The organism is Isoptericola sp. AK164, from assembly GCF_029643425.1.
Taxonomy (GTDB): domain Bacteria; phylum Actinomycetota; class Actinomycetes; order Actinomycetales; family Cellulomonadaceae; genus Isoptericola; species Isoptericola haloaureus.
On sequence record NZ_CP119106.1, the window covers coordinates 1681744 to 1697137 of the forward strand.

15 protein-coding genes are annotated in these 15394 nt (G+C 72.9%); 12 read left to right on the plus strand and 3 right to left on the minus strand.

What is annotated here, in order from left to right; translation table 11 throughout:
* Position 1: 1 nt before the first annotated feature.
* Complete coding sequence (locus tag PO879_RS07685) at positions 2–295, minus strand: YciI family protein (protein WP_278237317.1); 294 nt, start codon at positions 293–295, stop codon at positions 2–4.
* Between the two features lie 108 nt (positions 296–403).
* Between PO879_RS07685 and PO879_RS07690 the strand changes: the two genes are divergently transcribed.
* The 12 genes from PO879_RS07690 to PO879_RS07745 all read left to right on the plus strand — a co-directional run bounded on the left by PO879_RS07690 (position 404) and on the right by PO879_RS07745 (position 13610).
* Positions 404–760, plus strand: a complete 357-nt coding sequence (locus PO879_RS07690) for a hypothetical protein (RefSeq protein WP_278237318.1) — start codon at positions 404–406, stop codon at positions 758–760.
* A gap of 93 nt (positions 761–853) precedes the next feature.
* Positions 854–3802: an excinuclease ABC subunit UvrA gene (gene uvrA / locus PO879_RS07695; RefSeq protein ID WP_278237319.1), complete on the plus strand. Its 2949-nt coding sequence runs from the start codon at positions 854–856 to the stop codon at positions 3800–3802.
* A gap of 17 nt (positions 3803–3819) precedes the next feature.
* Entirely contained in the window at positions 3820–4329 is a 510-nt protein-coding gene (locus PO879_RS07700) for an OsmC family protein (protein ID WP_278237320.1), read from the plus strand.
* 34 nt (positions 4330–4363) lie between these two features.
* Positions 4364–6385, plus strand: coding sequence for an excinuclease ABC subunit UvrC (gene uvrC, locus PO879_RS07705; RefSeq protein ID WP_278237321.1), 2022 nt, complete (start codon positions 4364–4366; stop codon positions 6383–6385).
* 16 nt (positions 6386–6401) lie between these two features.
* Positions 6402–7337, plus strand: coding sequence for an RNase adapter RapZ (gene rapZ, locus PO879_RS07710; RefSeq protein WP_278237322.1), 936 nt, complete (start codon positions 6402–6404; stop codon positions 7335–7337).
* Between the two features lie 72 nt (positions 7338–7409).
* On the plus strand, positions 7410–8330 hold the full coding sequence (yvcK, locus tag PO879_RS07715) for a uridine diphosphate-N-acetylglucosamine-binding protein YvcK (protein ID WP_278237323.1): 921 nt from the start codon (positions 7410–7412) through the stop codon (positions 8328–8330).
* A gap of 4 nt (positions 8331–8334) precedes the next feature.
* Positions 8335–9315 carry a DNA-binding protein WhiA gene (whiA, locus tag PO879_RS07720; RefSeq protein WP_278237324.1) on the plus strand — a complete coding sequence of 327 codons (981 nt, stop codon included), beginning with the start codon at positions 8335–8337 and terminating at the stop codon, positions 9313–9315.
* A 240-nt stretch (positions 9316–9555) separates the two neighbouring features.
* On the plus strand, positions 9556–10560 hold the full coding sequence (gene gap / locus PO879_RS07725; RefSeq protein WP_278237325.1) for a type I glyceraldehyde-3-phosphate dehydrogenase: 1005 nt from the start codon (positions 9556–9558) through the stop codon (positions 10558–10560).
* A 140-nt stretch (positions 10561–10700) separates the two neighbouring features.
* Positions 10701–11900: a phosphoglycerate kinase gene (locus PO879_RS07730; protein WP_278237326.1), complete on the plus strand. Its 1200-nt coding sequence runs from the start codon at positions 10701–10703 to the stop codon at positions 11898–11900.
* 56 nt (positions 11901–11956) lie between these two features.
* Positions 11957–12724 carry a triose-phosphate isomerase gene (tpiA, locus tag PO879_RS07735; protein ID WP_278237486.1) on the plus strand — a complete coding sequence of 256 codons (768 nt, stop codon included), beginning with the start codon at positions 11957–11959 and terminating at the stop codon, positions 12722–12724.
* Between the two features lie 161 nt (positions 12725–12885).
* Positions 12886–13131 carry a preprotein translocase subunit SecG gene (secG, locus tag PO879_RS07740; protein ID WP_278237327.1) on the plus strand — a complete coding sequence of 82 codons (246 nt, stop codon included), beginning with the start codon at positions 12886–12888 and terminating at the stop codon, positions 13129–13131.
* 110 nt (positions 13132–13241) lie between these two features.
* Entirely contained in the window at positions 13242–13610 is a 369-nt protein-coding gene (locus PO879_RS07745) for an RNA polymerase-binding protein RbpA (protein WP_278237328.1), read from the plus strand.
* Between the two features lie 85 nt (positions 13611–13695).
* Here the strand turns inward: PO879_RS07745 and pgl are convergent, their stop codons facing one another.
* Together pgl and opcA are read right to left on the minus strand one after the other, a co-directional pair.
* Entirely contained in the window at positions 13696–14457 is a 762-nt protein-coding gene (gene pgl / locus PO879_RS07750) for a 6-phosphogluconolactonase (RefSeq protein WP_278237329.1), read from the minus strand.
* Positions 14454–15386 carry a glucose-6-phosphate dehydrogenase assembly protein OpcA gene (opcA, locus tag PO879_RS07755; RefSeq protein WP_278237330.1) on the minus strand — a complete coding sequence of 311 codons (933 nt, stop codon included), beginning with the start codon at positions 15384–15386 and terminating at the stop codon, positions 14454–14456. Before opcA ends, pgl begins: the two co-directional genes overlap by 4 nt.
* Positions 15387–15394 lie beyond the last annotated feature (8 nt).

Below are 15394 nucleotides of genomic sequence, written 5' to 3' on the forward strand. Positions count from 1 at the left end.
GTCAGCCGGCGAGGGACCCGATGACGGGGACCCAGCGGCGCACGGTCGCCTCGACGACGAGCTCCTCGCGGCGGAACGGGTCGTCGTCGAGCAGCGCCAGCGCCGCGGTCTCGTCCTCGGCCTCGAGCACGATCAGGGCGCCCGCCGCAGCCTGCCCCGTCGGCGGCAGGGGCCCGGAGACGACGACCGACCCCTCCTCGTGCAGCGCGCCGAGGAACGCGCGGTGCTCGGGCCGGACGGCGTCGAGCCGTTCGGCGTCGGGGGAGTAGGTGTACGTCACGACGAAGGTGGCCATGACGCCATCCAAGCACGGCGGCGCGGCGTCGGGCGCGGTCGTCCGCGACGCCCTAGCATCCGGTCCAGGTGCTGCCGTCGGGGCGGCCGAGGCCGAAGGGACCGTGCCGTGACCCACAGCAGACAGCCGACCAGCTCCCGGACCGTCGGGGCGTGGGTCGCCGCCGCGCTCGTCCTCGTGGGCTTCCTGCTCGGCCTCGTCCTGTCGTACGTGCTCGAGGGAGTGCTCGCGGGGTCGACGGTCGGCGACGAGCGGTCGCTGACCGCCGACCTCGTGGGTGCGCTGCTGACGATCGTGCTCGTCCTGGTGCCGGCGTCGGTGGCCTGGAGGCAGGGGCGTCGCGCCGAGACGGACGGGGACCCGCGGGGCGCCTACCCCCGGCTGGTCGGTGCGGTGCTGGGGGGCCTCGGCATCGCCGTCGTGGTGGTCCAGCTCGTCGTGAACGCGTCCTCCGGCGCCTACTGAGCCGCGTCCGCGTCCGCGTCCGCGACGGCGCCGGGGCCTGCGGTGACATGGAACACCTGTACGAATGTCAGCCGTCGGCCGTAGGATGCTGCGGTGAGCAATCGCCTCGTCGTCTCCGGTGCCCGCGAGCACAACCTGCGCAACGTCGACCTCGACCTGCCGCGCGACCGTCTCATCGTGTTCACCGGTCTGAGCGGCTCGGGGAAGTCCTCGCTGGCCTTCGACACGATCTTCGCCGAGGGGCAGCGCCGCTACGTCGAGTCGCTCTCGGCCTACGCCCGGCAGTTCCTGGGGCAGATGGACAAGCCGGACGTCGACTTCATCGAAGGACTGAGCCCGGCGGTCTCGATCGACCAGAAGTCGACGAACCGCAACCCGCGCTCGACGGTCGGCACGATCACCGAGGTGTACGACTACCTGCGGCTGCTCTTCGCCCGGGCGGGGACGCAGCACTGCCCCGTCTGCGACGAGCCGATCCAGGCCCAGACGCCGCAGCAGATCGTCGACAAGATCCTCGAGCTGCCCGAGGGGACCCGCTACCAGGTCCTCGCCCCCGTGGTCCGGGGGCGCAAGGGGGAGTACACCGAGCTGTTCGGCGAGCTGCAGACCCAGGGTTTCGCCCGCGCCCGGGTCGACGGCGAGGTGGCCCAGCTCAGCACGCCGCCGACGCTGGAGAAGAACCTCAAGCACGACATCGAGGTCGTCGTCGACCGGCTGGTGGCCCGCGACGGCGTCCAGCGCCGGCTGACCGACTCGGTCGAGACCGCCCTCGGGCTGGCCGGCGGGCTCGTGATGATCGAGCTCGTGGACGCCGACGTGGACGACCTCGACCGGGTCCGCAAGTACTCCGAGAAGCGCGCCTGCCCGAACGACCACCCGCTCAGCCTGGACGAGATCGAGCCCCGGACCTTCTCCTTCAACGCGCCCTACGGCGCCTGCCCGGAGTGCACGGGCATCGGGTTCCGCCTCGAGGTCGACCCCGAGCTCGTCGTGCCGGACCCGGAGAAGACGCTGCGCGAGGGCGCGATCGTGCCCTGGGCGCAGACGTCGTCGGAGTACTTCGAGCGGGTCCTGACGGCGCTCGCCGACGAGATGACCTTCTCCCTCGACGTGCCGTGGCGTGCGCTGCCGCAGCGTGCGCGGACCGCCGTCCTGCACGGCCGGAACCACAAGGTGCACGTGCGCTACCGCAACCGGTGGGGGCGTGAGCGCCAGTACTCGACCGGCTTCGAGGGGGCCGTGACCTTCATCGAGCGCCGGCACTCCGAGACCGAGTCCGACTGGTCGAAGGAGCGTTACGAGGCCTTCATGCGCCAGGTGCCGTGCCCGGTGTGCCAGGGTGCCCGTCTCAAGCCCGAGGTGCTGGCCGTCCGGGTCGGGTCGAAGTCGATCTGGGACGTGTGCCGGCTGCCCATCGCCGAGGCCAAGGAGTACCTGGACGCCCTGGACCTGGGCGAGCGGGAGCGCGCGATCGCGGGCGAGGTGCTCAAGGAGATCCACGCGCGGCTCGGCTTCCTGCTGGACGTCGGCCTGCACTACCTCACGCTCGAGCGGGCGGCGGGCACGCTGTCCGGCGGGGAGGCACAGCGTATCCGCCTGGCGACCCAGATCGGGTCCGGCCTGGTCGGTGTGCTGTACGTGCTGGACGAGCCGAGCATCGGTCTGCACCAGCGGGACAACCGTCGACTCATCGACACCCTGAGCCGGCTGCGCGACCTCGGCAACACCCTCATCGTGGTCGAGCACGACGAGGACACGATCCGGTCCGCGGACTGGATCGTCGACGTCGGACCGGGTGCGGGCGAGCACGGCGGGCAGGTCGTGCACTCCGGCGACTACGCCGGCCTGCTCGAGACCGAGGCGTCGATGACCGGCGCCTACCTGTCCGGGCGGCGCAGCATCGCGCTGCCGGCCACCCGGCGCGGGGTCGACCCGCAGCGGGAGCTCACCGTCGTCGGAGCCCGCGAGAACAACCTGCGCGACATCGACGTGTCGTTCCCCCTCGGTGTGTTCACCGCCATCACGGGGGTGTCGGGCTCGGGCAAGTCCACGCTGGTCAACTCGATCCTGCACACCGTGCTCGCCAACGAGCTCAACGGCGCGCGCCAGGTGGCCGGCCGGCACACGCGCGTGACCGGCACCGACCACCTCGACAAGGTCGTGCACGTCGACCAGGGGCCGATCGGCCGGACGCCGCGGTCGAACCCGGCCACCTACACCGGCGTGTGGGACCGGATCCGCAAGATCTTCGCCGAGACCGAGGAGGCGAAGGTCCGCGGGTACGGACCCGGCCGGTTCTCCTTCAACGTCAAGGGCGGACGGTGCGAGGCCTGCTCCGGTGACGGCACGCTGAAGATCGAGATGAACTTCCTGCCGGACGTCTACGTGCCCTGCGAGGTCTGCCACGGGGCGCGGTACAACCGCGAGACCCTCGAGGTGCACTTCAAGGGCCGGACGGTCGCCGACGTCCTCGACATGCCGATCGAGGAGGCCGCCGAGTTCTTCTCCGCGTTCCCGGCGATCTCGCGGCACCTGACCACGCTGGTGGAGGTCGGCCTCGGCTACGTGCGTCTGGGACAGCCGGCCCCCACGCTGTCCGGCGGCGAGGCGCAGCGCGTCAAGCTCGCCAGCGAGCTGCAGAAGCGGTCGACGGGCCGCACCGTGTACGTGCTCGACGAACCCACCACGGGCCTGCACTTCGAGGACATCCGCCGGTTGCTGTCGGTGCTGCAGTCCCTCGTCGACAAGGGCAACACCGTGCTCGTCATCGAGCACAACCTGGACGTGGTCAAGAGCGCCGACTGGATCATCGACATGGGACCCGAGGGCGGTTCCGGCGGCGGGGTCGTCGTGGCCCAGGGAACCCCCGAGCAGGTCGCGGCCGTGCCCGAGAGCCACACCGGCCGCTTCCTCGCCGAGACGCTGGCGCCGCACGCCGACGTCCCGGTCGAGCCGCAGGTCGCGGCCCCCGCGGCGGCGGCCGCGCCCGCCCGGCGGCGCAAGACGGCCAAGGCACGGGCCACCAAGCACGACGCCGCCTGAGGTCCTACGGTGTGGCCATGGGAGCCCACCACGAGTACTCCGTGACCGTCCGCTGGCCCGTCACCGGCGTCGAACCCGGCAGCGCCGCCGGGGCGACGACGTCGTACACCGCCTACACCCGCGACCACGACGTCGTCGTGCCCGGCCGTCCGGTGCTGGCCGGCACGGCCGACCCGTCGTTCCGCGGGGACCCGGAGCGCTACAGCCCCGAGGACCTGTTCGTGGCGAGCCTGTCCCAGTGCCACATGCTGTGGTTCCTGCACCTGGCCGCTGAGCGCGGCCTGGTGGTGCACTCCTACCGCGACGCCGCGACGGGCACGATGCGCGTCGAGTCGCGGGGCGAGGGGCAGTTCAGCGACGTCACGCTGCACCCGCGCCTCCTGGTCGCGCCGGGGGAGCAGGCCACCGAGGAGGTCGTGGCCGAGCTGCACGAGCGGGCGCACGCCCTGTGCTTCCTCTCGCGCAGCGTGAACTTCCCCGTGCTCGTCGAGCCGGCGCCGCTGCACGTGGCCGACGAGGCGGCCTGACCGGCACGTCGGTGGCCTGACCTACCCTGGGCGCATGGCCGACCCAGCGACCTACCGCCCTCGCGCGGGCGAGATCCCGACGTCCCCCGGGGTGTACCGGTTCCGCGACCCGCACGGGCGCGTGATCTACGTCGGCAAGGCGAAGAACCTGCGCCAGCGGCTGTCGAACTACTTCCAGGACGTCGCGAACCTGCACCACCGCACCCAGCGGATGGTCACGACGGCGGCCTCGGTCGAGTGGACCGTCGTCGGCACCGAGGTCGAGGCCCTCGCCCTCGAGTACTCGTGGATCAAGGAGTACGACCCGCGGTTCAACGTCAAGTACCGCGACGACAAGTCCTACCCCTACCTCGCCGTGACCATGGGGGAGGAGATCCCCCGGGCGCAGGTGATGCGGGGGACCAAGCGGCGCGGCACGCGGTACTTCGGCCCGTACGGGCACGCCTGGGCGATCCGGGAGACCCTCGACCTGCTGCTGCGCGTCTTCCCCGTGCGGACCTGCTCCGCGGGCGTGTACCGGCGGGCCCAGCAGTCCGGCCGGCCCTGCCTGCTCGGGTACATCGACAAGTGCTCGGCGCCGTGCGTGGGCCGCGTCAGCCCCGAGGAGCACCGCGACCTGGCGAGCGACCTGTGCGACTTCATGGCCGGTGACACCGGGCGGTTCGTCCGGCGGCTGGAGAAGGAGATGACCGACGCCGCGGCCGCGATGGAGTACGAGCGCGCCGCCCAGCTGCGCGACGACCTCGCGGCGCTGCGTCGCGTGACCGAGAAGAACGCCGTCGTCCTCTCGGACGCCACCGACGCGGACGTCTTCGCGCTGGTCGGCGACGAGCTGGAGGCCGCGGTCCAGGTGTTCCACGTCCGCGGGGGCCGGATCCGCGGCCAGCGCGGCTGGGTCGTGGAGAAGGTCGAGGACGTCACCGACGCGGAGCTGGTCGAGCACCTGCTCCAGCAGGTCTACGGCGCGGTCGACGAGGTCCAGGACCCCACGCTGGCGCCCGAGCAGTCCCGGGCGGCCACCCGGGACGCCGTGCCGCGCGAGGTGCTCGTGCCCGTCCTGCCGCCGGACCTGGCGGAGGTGACGACCTGGCTGTCCGGGCTGCGGGGCGCCAGGGTGGACGTCCGGGTCCCGCAGCGCGGGGACAAGCGCGAGCTCGCCGAGACGGTCCGCACGAACGCCGAGCAGGCGCTGGCGCTGCACCGGACCCGCCGCGCCGGCGACCTGACCACCCGCAGCCAGGCGCTCGCCGAGCTCCAGGACGCCCTCGGGCTCGACGAGGCGCCGCTGCGCATCGAGTGCTACGACGTCTCGCACACCCAGGGCAGCTACCAGTCGGCCTCCATGGTCGTCTTCGAGGACGGCCTGCCGCGCAAGAGCGAGTACCGCACCTTCTCCGTCCGGGGCCCGGCCGGCGACGGCGCGGCGGACGACACCGCGGCGATGCACGAGGTCATCACCCGCCGGTTCAAGCGCTACCTCTCCGACCGGCACGCCTCGGGCGAGGTGGACGGCTCGGGCCCCGTGGGCGCCGAGACCGAGCCGGAGGAGCGGCGGCGGTTCGCCTACCCGCCGAACCTCGTCGTGGTCGACGGGGGCCCGCCGCAGGTGGCCGCGGCGGCACGCGCGCTGGAGGAGCTGGGCGTGACCGACGTCGCCCTGTGCGGGCTGGCCAAGCGCCTGGAGGAGGTCTGGGTGCCCCACGACGACTACCCGGTCATCCTCGAGCGGGCCTCCCAGGGGCTCTACCTGCTGCAGCGTGTGCGCGACGAGGCCCACCGGTTCGCGATCGCCCAGCACCGCAAGCGGCGCAGCAAGGGCATGGTGTCCTCGGTGCTCGACGAGGTGCCGGGCCTGGGGCCGGCCCGGCAGCGCGCGCTGCTGGACGCCTTCGGCTCGGTCAAGCGCCTGCGCGCCGCCACCGTGGACGAGGTCGCACGGGTCAAGGGCATGGGCCCGGCCACCGCGCAGGCCGTGGTGGACGCCCTGGCGGGCGCGACCGCCTCCGCCGCCACGCCGGCCGAGGCCGAGGCTCCGGGCGCCGGGGCCGCGTCATGACTGGCATGCTGTGTCCATGAGCGAACCGTCGCCCATCACCGTCCCGCAGGGCATCCCCGAGATCGAGGCCGCCACCCCCGCCCCTGACCGTTCCGACCCCGAGGTGCTCATCATCACGGGCATGTCCGGAGCGGGGCGCACCCGTGCCGCCGGCGTCCTGGAGGACCTGGACTGGTTCGTGGTGGACAACCTGCCACCGATGATGATCGTGCCGCTGGTCGACCTGATGACGAAGGCCGGGTCCTCCGTGGAGCGGCTGGCGGTCGTCGTCGACGTGCGTGGCCGGGAGTACTTCGGCGAGCTGGCGCAGGCGCTGCAGCACCTCGACGACAGCGGCGTCACCCACCGCATCCTGTTCCTCGACGCCCGCGACGACGTCCTGGTCCGCCGCTACGAGAGCGTGCGGCGGCCGCACCCCCTGCAGGGCGACGGGCGGATCCTGGACGGCATCGAGGCCGAGCGGCGCATGCTCGCCTCGCTGGCCGAGCGCGCCGACGTCGTGCTGGACACCTCCGAGATGTCCGTCCACGACCTCGCCAAGGAGGTCCGGGACGCGGTCGCGGCGGGCGCTGCCGACTCCCTGCGCGTGAACGTCGTGGCGTTCGGATTCAAGTACGGGCTGCCGCTGGACGCGGACCACGTCGCCGACGTGCGGTTCCTGGCGAACCCCTACTGGATCACCGAGCTGCGGCACCTGACCGGCCAGGACGAGGCCGTGCGCCAGTACGTGCTGGCCCGGCCCGGGGCGAGGGAGTTCGTCGACCGCTACGTCGCGGCCCTCGAGCCGGTGCTGGCCGGCTACCTCGCGGAGGAGAAGCGCTACGTCACGATCGCCGTGGGCTGCACCGGCGGCAAGCACCGGTCCGTGGCCATCGCGGGCGAGATCGCCGACCGGCTGCGCCAGGACGGCCAGCGGGTGACGGTCACGGCACGTGACCTCGGGAAGGAGTAGACCCTGTCCGCGACGACACGGGGTCGGACGCCGTCGTCCGACCGGGACGGACCGTCCGACGTCGGCCCCGCCGTGACGGCGCTCGGCGGCGGCCACGGGCTGTCCGCGACGCTGGGAGCGCTGCGACTGCTCTCCGACCGGCTGACGGCGGTGGTCACGGTGGCCGACGACGGCGGGTCCTCGGGCCGGTTGCGCGAGGAGCTGGGCGTGGTGCCGCCGGGCGACCTGCGGATGGCGCTCGCCGCCCTCTGCGACGACTCCGACTGGGGCCGCACGTGGAGCGGGCTGCTCCAGCACCGGTTCGCGTCCGGCGGCGAGCTCGACGGGCACGCCATGGGCAACCTGCTCATCGTCTCGCTCTGGGAACGCCTGGGGGACACCGTGGCGGGGCTCGACTGGGTGGGCCGGCTGCTCGGCGCCCGCGGCCGGGTGCTGCCCATGGCGTCGGTCCCGCTCGTCGTCGAGGCCGACGTCTCCTCGCACGGCCGGTGCTCCACGGTGGTCGGGCAGAGCAAGGTCGCCGTCACCGACGGGCTGGTCGAGCAGCTCCGGCTGGTGCCGGCGGACCCGCCGGCGTGCCCGGAGGCGGTCCGCGCGGTGCAGGAGGCCGACTGGGTCGTCATGGGCCCGGGCTCCTGGTACTCGTCGGTGCTGGTGCACCTGCTCGTGCCGGAGCTGGCGGCGGCGCTGCACTCGACGGCGGCGCGACGCTGCGTGACGCTGAACCTCAGCGCCGAGCGTGGCGAGACCCACGGGCTGTCGGCGCCGCAGCACCTCGAGGCGCTGCGCAAGCACGCCCCGGGGCTGCGGGTCGACGCCGTGCTCGCCGATCCCTCGACGGTGGACGACCGCGACGCGCTGGAGCGCGCCGCCGCCGAGCTCGGTGCCCGGCTGGTGTTGCGGCAGGTCCGACGGGGTGACGGCACCCCGCGGCACGACCCGTTGCGCCTGGCGGCGGCCTATCACGATGTCTTCGAGGGCGTGGCAGGATGACGCCATGGCGCTCACGGCAGAGGTGAAGGACGAGCTGGCTCGATACCAGGTGACGCGCACGTCGTGCCGGAAGGCCGAGGTGTCGGCGATGCTGCGCTTCTCCGGAGGGTTGCACATCATCTCCGGGCGGGTGGTCATCGAGGCCGAGCTCGACGGCGACGCGGTGGCGGCGCGGCTGCGCCGCGCGATCGCCGACCTGTACGGGCACCAGAGCGAGCTCATCGTGGTCAAGGCGGGCGGCCTGCGCAAGAACGACCGGTTCGTCGTCCGCGTGGTGCGCGACGGGGAGTCGCTGGCCCGTCAGACGGGCCTGCTGGACGGTCGTGGGCGGCCGGTGCGTGGTCTGGCCCCCGAGGTCGTCTCGAGCGGCGCCGACGAGGCCGAGGCCGTCTGGCGGGGCGCCTTCCTCGCGCACGGCTCGCTGACCGAACCGGGGCGCTCGATGGCCCTGGAGATCACGTGTCCGGGCCCGGAGTCCGCGCTCGCCCTGGTGGGCGCCGCGCGGCGCCTGGGCGTCCAGGCCAAGTCGCGCGAGGTCCGCGGGATCGACCGCGTCGTCGTGCGCGACGGTGAGGCCATCGGGGAGATGCTGCGCCGGATGGGCGCCACGGCGACCCGGCAGACCTGGGAGGACCGCCGCGCCCGCCGCGAGGTCCGCGGCACGGCGAACCGGCTGGCCAACTTCGACGACGCGAACCTGCGACGCTCGGCACGCGCGGCCGTCGCGGCCGGGGCCCGGGTGGAGCGCGCCTTCGAGATCCTCGGGGACGAGGTGCCGGACCACCTGCGCGAGGCGGGCGAGCTGCGACTCGCGCACAAGCAGGCCTCGTTGGAGGAGCTCGGGCGCCTCGCCGAGCCGCAGCTGTCGAAGGACGCGGTCGCCGGCCGTATCCGCCGGCTGCTGTCCACGGCGGACAAGCGCGCCATGGAGCTCGGGATCCCCGACACGGAGGCCGGGCTGAGCGCCGACCTGCTCGACCTGTGACCTCGCCGGTGGTCGGCCCACCTGTCTCACCGTGCACTGAGGTCGGCGTCGGGCAACGGATGGGTATAGGCTCGGAGCCGTCAGGTGACGACGGTGTGACCCTGGACTACGGCTCCCGGGACGGCTCGTCGCGGGACCCCCGGGGTGGCGCCGAACTCATCAGCGCGCTGTGTGCGCGCCAGTGATTGGCATCTACCGTGTGCGCCGGTCCAGATCCGGCGCGCCCTGAGGAGGGCTAACGTGACCATCCGCGTCGGTATCAACGGCTTCGGCCGCATCGGACGGAACTACTACCGGGCTCTGGTCGAGTCCGGTGCGGACATCGAGGTCGTGGGCGTCAACGACCTCACCGACAACAAGACGCTCGCCCACCTGCTCAAGTACGACACCGTGCTGGGCCGGTTCGGCAAGACCGTCGAGTTCGACGACGACAACATCATCGTCGACGGCGCCAAGATCCGCGCTCTCGCCGAGCGCGACCCGGCCAACCTCCCCTGGGGCGAGCTGGGTGCGGACATCGTGATCGAGTCCACCGGCTTCTTCACCGACGCGACCAAGGCCAAGGCGCACATCGACGCCGGCGCGAAGAAGGTCATCATCTCCGCCCCGGCGAAGAACGAGGACGCGACCTTCGTCATGGGCGTCAACAGCGACCAGTACGACCCGGCCGCGCACCACGTGATCTCCAACGCCTCGTGCACCACGAACTGCCTCGCGCCGCTGGCCAAGGCCCTCAACGACGCGATCGGCATCGAGCGTGGTCTGATGACCACGATCCACGCCTACACGGGTGACCAGAACATCCAGGACGGCCCGCACAAGGACCTGCGTCGCGCCCGCGCCGCGGCCCAGAACATCGTGCCGACCACGACCGGCGCCGCCAAGGCCGTCGCCCTGGTCCTGCCGGAGCTCAAGGGCAAGCTGGACGGCTACGCGCTGCGCGTGCCCACGATCACCGGTTCGGCGACCGACCTGACCTTCGAGTCCCCCAAGGAGGTCTCGGTCGAGGAGGTCAACGCCGCGGTCAAGGCTGCCGCCGAGGGCCCGCTCAAGGGCGTGCTGTCCTACGTCGAGGACGACATCGTCTCCTCGGACATCGTGACGGACCCGCACCAGAGCATCTTCGACGCCAAGCTCACCAAGGTGATCGGCAACCAGGTCAAGGTCGTCTCCTGGTACGACAACGAGTGGGGCTACTCCAACTCGCTCGTCTCGCTGACCGAGCTCGTCGGCGAGAAGCTCTGACGAGCCCGACCGCCCCGAGGTGACCACGACGTCCGCGGGCGCGCGGCCCGCCCGTCCCGAGGACGAGCAGGTCTGCGCACCCGCGGACGTCGTCGTGTCACCACCCGTCCGACCCCCAGAACTTCTCACGAGGTGAGCTCATGAAGACGATCGATTCGCTCGGCGACCTGCGCGGCCGGCGCGTCCTGGTCCGTTCCGACTTCAACGTGCCGCTCGACGGCACGACCATCACCGACGACGGCCGCATCCGCGCCGCGCTCCCGACGCTCACGCGTCTGGTCGACGCCGGCGCCCGCGTCGTGGTGATGGCGCACCTGGGCCGGCCCAAGGGCACGCCCGACCCGGCGTTCTCCCTCGCCCCGGTCGCCGCCCGCCTGGGCGAGCTCCTCGGCCAGGACGTCGCGCTCGCGCAGGACCTCGTCGGCGAGTCCGCCCGCGCCGCCGTCGCGGGTCTGGCCGACGGCCAGGTGGCCCTGCTGGAGAACGTCCGCTTCGACCCGCGCGAGACCTCCAAGGTCGACGCCGAGCGGGCCGAGCTCGCCGGTGAGTTGGCCGAGCTGGGCGACGCGTTCGTGTCCGACGGCTTCGGCGTCGTGCACCGCAAGCAGGCGTCCGTCTACGACATCGCCGAGCGGCTGCCCGCCGGTGCCGGTGAGCTCGTCCTCGCCGAGGTGGAGTCGCTGTCCCGCGCCACGACCGACCCGGAGCGCCCCTACGCCGTCGTGCTCGGCGGCTCGAAGGTGTCCGACAAGCTCGGCGTCATCGCCAACCTCCTGACCAAGGCGGACCGGCTCCTCATCGGCGGCGGGATGGTGTTCACCTTCCTGGCGGCCAAGGGCCACGCGGTCGGCTCCTCGCTGCTGGAGGAGGACCAGATCGACACGGTCAAGGAGTACCTCGCGCAGGCCGAGGCCAACGGTGTCGAGATCGTGCTGCCCACCGACATCGTGGCGGCCGAATCCTTCGCGGCCGACGCCCCCCACGAGACGGTCGCCGCCGACGCGATCCCCGACGGCAAGATGGGCCTGGACATCGGCCCGGACTCCGGCGCGCTGTTCGCGGCCAAGCTCGCCGACGCCCGCACGATCGCCTGGAACGGCCCCATGGGAGTCTTCGAGTTCGCGGCGTTCGCCGGTGGCACCCGGGCCGTGGCCCAGGGCATCGTCGACGCCACCGCGGCCGGCGCCTTCTCGATCGTCGGCGGCGGCGACTCGGCGGCCGCCGTGCGCAAGCTCGGCTTCGACGAGGCGGGCTTCAGCCACATCTCCACGGGCGGCGGCGCGAGCCTCGAGCTGCTCGAGGGCAAGCAGCTGCCCGGCCTGACCGTGCTGGCCGACTGACCCACCCCACCGAACGACAGAAGGACACGACTGTGGCCACGAACCGCACGCCGCTGATGGCGGGCAACTGGAAGATGAACCTGGACCACGCCGAGGCGATCGCCGCGGTCCAGAAGCTCGCCTGGACCCTCAAGGACGCCGGGCACGACTACTCCGCGGTGGAGGTGGCGGTCCTCGCACCGTTCACGGACCTGCGGTCGGTGCAGACCCTGGTCGACGCCGACAAGCTCGACATCCGCTACGGCGCCCAGGACCTCTCCCCGCACGAGAAGGGCGCGTACACCGGCGACGTCTCGGCCCCGATGCTCGCGCGCCTCGGGTGCACCTACGTCGCCGTCGGCCACTCCGAGCGCCGCGAGCACCACGGCGAGGACGACGCGCTGATCAACGCGAAGGTCAAGGCGGCCTTCGCCCAGCAGATCACGCCGGTGCTGTGCGTCGGCGAGGGCCTCGACGTGCGCGAGGCGGGCGACCAGGTGTCCTACACCCTGGCGCAGGTCGACGCGGCCCTCGAGGGCGTCCCGGCCGAGCAGGCGAAGACCGTCGTCATCGCCTACGAGCCCGTCTGGGCGATCGGGACCGGCAAGGTCGCGACCCCGGAGGACGCCCAGGAGGTCTGCGGGGCGATCCGCGGCCGCCTCGCCGAGCTGTACGACGCCGAGCTCGCCGTCGGCGTGCGCGTGCTCTACGGCGGCTCGGTGAAGTCGGGGAACGTCGCGCAGATCATGGCGCAGACGGACGTCGACGGCGCCCTCGTCGGCGGCGCGAGCCTCGACGCCGAGGAGTTCGCCAAGATCGCGCGCTACCAGTCGCACGTCTCCTGATCCGGTGCGGGGCCGACGCCCCGCGTCAGCGGCGCCTCCCGTGGCGAACCCCGGTCAAGACCGGGGTTCGCCACGGGAGGCGTTCGTCACCTAGTCTTGACCGCGCCGGGCAATCCCGGCACCGACAGCCCGCCGTGAGGCGGCCGAGAGCCGAGGACACGATGTTCGCAGCGTTGACGATCTTCCTGAACGTGCTGCTGGTGCTCACCAGCGCCTTCCTGATCCTGCTCATCCTCATGCACAAGGGGAAGGGCGGGGGACTGTCCGACATGTTCGGCGGAGGGATCTCCAGCGCGGCGGGGAGCTCCGGCGTCGCGGAGCGCAACCTGAACCGCATCACCGTCGGCATCGCCGTCGTGTGGTCGGTCGTCGTGGTCCTGCTCGGGGTCGCCACGCGCGTGAGCTGACGGCACGAACCGCCGGGGGAGCGGCGCCGGGCGGTGGTACGGGGGTACCGCCGGGCACGAGGATCGTCCGCGGGGGACACACCCCGCAGACTCGAAGGTGAGGACGACACGTGGCATCTGCCGGACACGCCATCCGCGGCTCGCGGGTCGGTGCAGGACCGATGGGAGAGCAGGAGCGCGGCGTGCCCGCGCCCCGGAACCAGGTCTCGTACTGGTGCCTCAACGGGCACGAGACACGACCGAGCTTCGCGGCGGTCGACGAGATCGAACCCCCGGAGCAGTGGGACTGCCCCCGGTGCGGCTTCCCCGCCGGGCAGGACCCGGCGAACCCGCCGGCCCCGCTGCGCAACGAGCCCTACAAGACCCACCTGGCGTACGTGAAGGAGCGTCGGTCCGACGAGGACGGCGCCGCGCTGCTCCAGGAGGCTCTGGACACCCTGCAGGCGCGTCGCCGGGGTGTCGCCCCGGCACGCGGCTGAGAACGCTCCCGCCCCCCGGGACCGCGGCCGGGGCCGGGACCGACGAACCTCGCGGGTCGTCGGTCGGCCCCGGCCGGCGACCCGGTCAGTCGCGTGCGGAGGCCGCCGCGGCGTCCACCAGCCACAGCGTGCGGTGACGACCCACGGCACGCACGGCGGGCACCTGCGTCACGGGGCCGTCGGCCAGCGCGGCCGCGGCCTGCTCCGCCTTCTCGCCGCCGGCCGCCACGACCCAGACCTCGTCGGCCCGCCCGATCGCGGCGAACGTCAGCGAGACCCGCTCCGGGGGCGGCTTGGGCGAGCCGTGCACGCCCACCGTGTACCCGGGCGCCTCGAGGGCGTGGTGCTCGGGGAACAGGGAGGCCACGTGGCCGTCGGGCCCCATGCCCAGCAGCAGCACGTCGAAGTGCGGCGTCGTGCCGACCTCGGAGTGCTGCGCGAGCTCGTCGGCGTACGCGGCCGCGGCCTCCTCGGGCGTGGCCGCCTCGGACGGGGCGTCCCCGCGCGCCGGCATCCGGTGGATGTTCACCTCGGGCAGGGCGCCGGTCGCCACGAGGTCGTCGAGGAGCGCCTCGCGCGCCTGCGTCTCGTTGCGGTCGGGGTCGCCGGCGGGCAGGAACCGCTCGTCCCCCCACCACAGGTGGACGCCGGACCAGTCGACGGCCGACCGCAGCGGGCTGGCGGCCGCTGCGGCGAGGGTCCTGATGCCGACCGTGCCGCCCGTCAGCACGACGTGGGCGGGGCTGCGCACGGACTGCACGTCGAGCAGGCGCGTGAGCAGCCGCGCCGCGGCGGCCTCGGCGAGGACGGCGGCGTCGGGGTGGACGACGACGAGACGGGTGCTCATGATGCCGACTCCACTGTCTCGACGCGCTCCAGCGCTCGCAACACCTGCCCGTAGACCTCGTCCGGGTCGAGACGACGCAGCTCCTCGATGAGGGCCTCGGACAGCGCACGGATCGGCAGCGAGACGCGTCGGTCCGGCTTGCCCGGCTGCGTGATGGTGACGACCCGTCCGTCCGGGCGGTCCAGGACGATGGGGCCGCTCTTGCGCTCCAGGACCACCCGCGTGATGGCGTCCGCGTCCTCGGTGCGGACCACGCGCGCGGGGCAGCGCAGCTTGGCACCGAGCCAGGACGCGAGCAGGTCGAGCGAGGTGTGCTGGTGCTCGCCCTCGACACGCACGGCCGTGACCGGTTCGTACGGGGGCTGGTCCACGGCGGCGGCGATGAGTCCGCGCCACAGCGTGACCCGGGCCCACGCCAGGTCGGTGTCGCCCTCCGTGAACGCCTCCGCCAGCCGGCCGAGCATGTCGACCGGGTCGTGCGCCCGGGTGGTGTCGGTGATGCGACGTTGGGCCATGGCGCCCAGCGGGTTCCCCGTCGGGTCGTCGGGTCCGCCCGCGGGCCACCACACCACGATCGGGGCGTCGGGGAGCAGCAGCGGCATCACGAGGGTGTCGGGGTGCTCGCGCAGCGGGTCGGAGCAGCGCAGGACGACGACCTCCGAGGCGCCGGCGTCGCCGCCGACCCGGATCTCGGCGTCGACCCGGCCGTCGGTGGCCCCGCCGGCCAGCGGCGCCACCACGACGACGCGGCACGGGTGCTCGTGGCTGGCCTCGTTGGCCGCGTCGACGGCCGCCTCGATGTCGTCCTCGCCGGCCACGACGACGAGGGTCAGGACGCGTCCGAGCGCCACGGCGCCGCCCTCGTCGCGCAGGCTGTCGAGCCGCTTGCCGACCGCGTTGGTGCTGGTGTCCGGCATGTCGATGATCATCAGTTCAC

What these genes read in the sequence shown, in the direction of transcription:
- secG (WP_278237327.1), top strand. Translation starts at nt 12,886, where the DNA reads ATGTTCGCAGCGTTGACGATCTTCCTGAACGTGCTGCTGGTGCTCACC.
- uvrC (WP_278237321.1), top strand. Translation starts at nt 4,364, where the DNA reads ATGGCCGACCCAGCGACCTACCGCCCTCGCGCGGGCGAGATCCCGACG.
- opcA (WP_278237330.1), bottom strand. Translation starts at nt 15,386, where the DNA reads ATGATCATCGACATGCCGGACACCAGCACCAACGCGGTCGGCAAGCGG.
- tpiA (WP_278237486.1), top strand. Translation starts at nt 11,957, where the DNA reads ATGGCGGGCAACTGGAAGATGAACCTGGACCACGCCGAGGCGATCGCC.
- rapZ (WP_278237322.1), top strand. Translation starts at nt 6,402, where the DNA reads ATGAGCGAACCGTCGCCCATCACCGTCCCGCAGGGCATCCCCGAGATC.
- PO879_RS07730 (WP_278237326.1), top strand. Translation starts at nt 10,701, where the DNA reads ATGAAGACGATCGATTCGCTCGGCGACCTGCGCGGCCGGCGCGTCCTG.
- pgl (WP_278237329.1), bottom strand. Translation starts at nt 14,457, where the DNA reads ATGAGCACCCGTCTCGTCGTCGTCCACCCCGACGCCGCCGTCCTCGCC.
- PO879_RS07700 (WP_278237320.1), top strand. Translation starts at nt 3,820, where the DNA reads ATGGGAGCCCACCACGAGTACTCCGTGACCGTCCGCTGGCCCGTCACC.
- PO879_RS07685 (WP_278237317.1), bottom strand. Translation starts at nt 295, where the DNA reads ATGGCCACCTTCGTCGTGACGTACACCTACTCCCCCGACGCCGAACGG.
- whiA (WP_278237324.1), top strand. Translation starts at nt 8,335, where the DNA reads ATGGCGCTCACGGCAGAGGTGAAGGACGAGCTGGCTCGATACCAGGTG.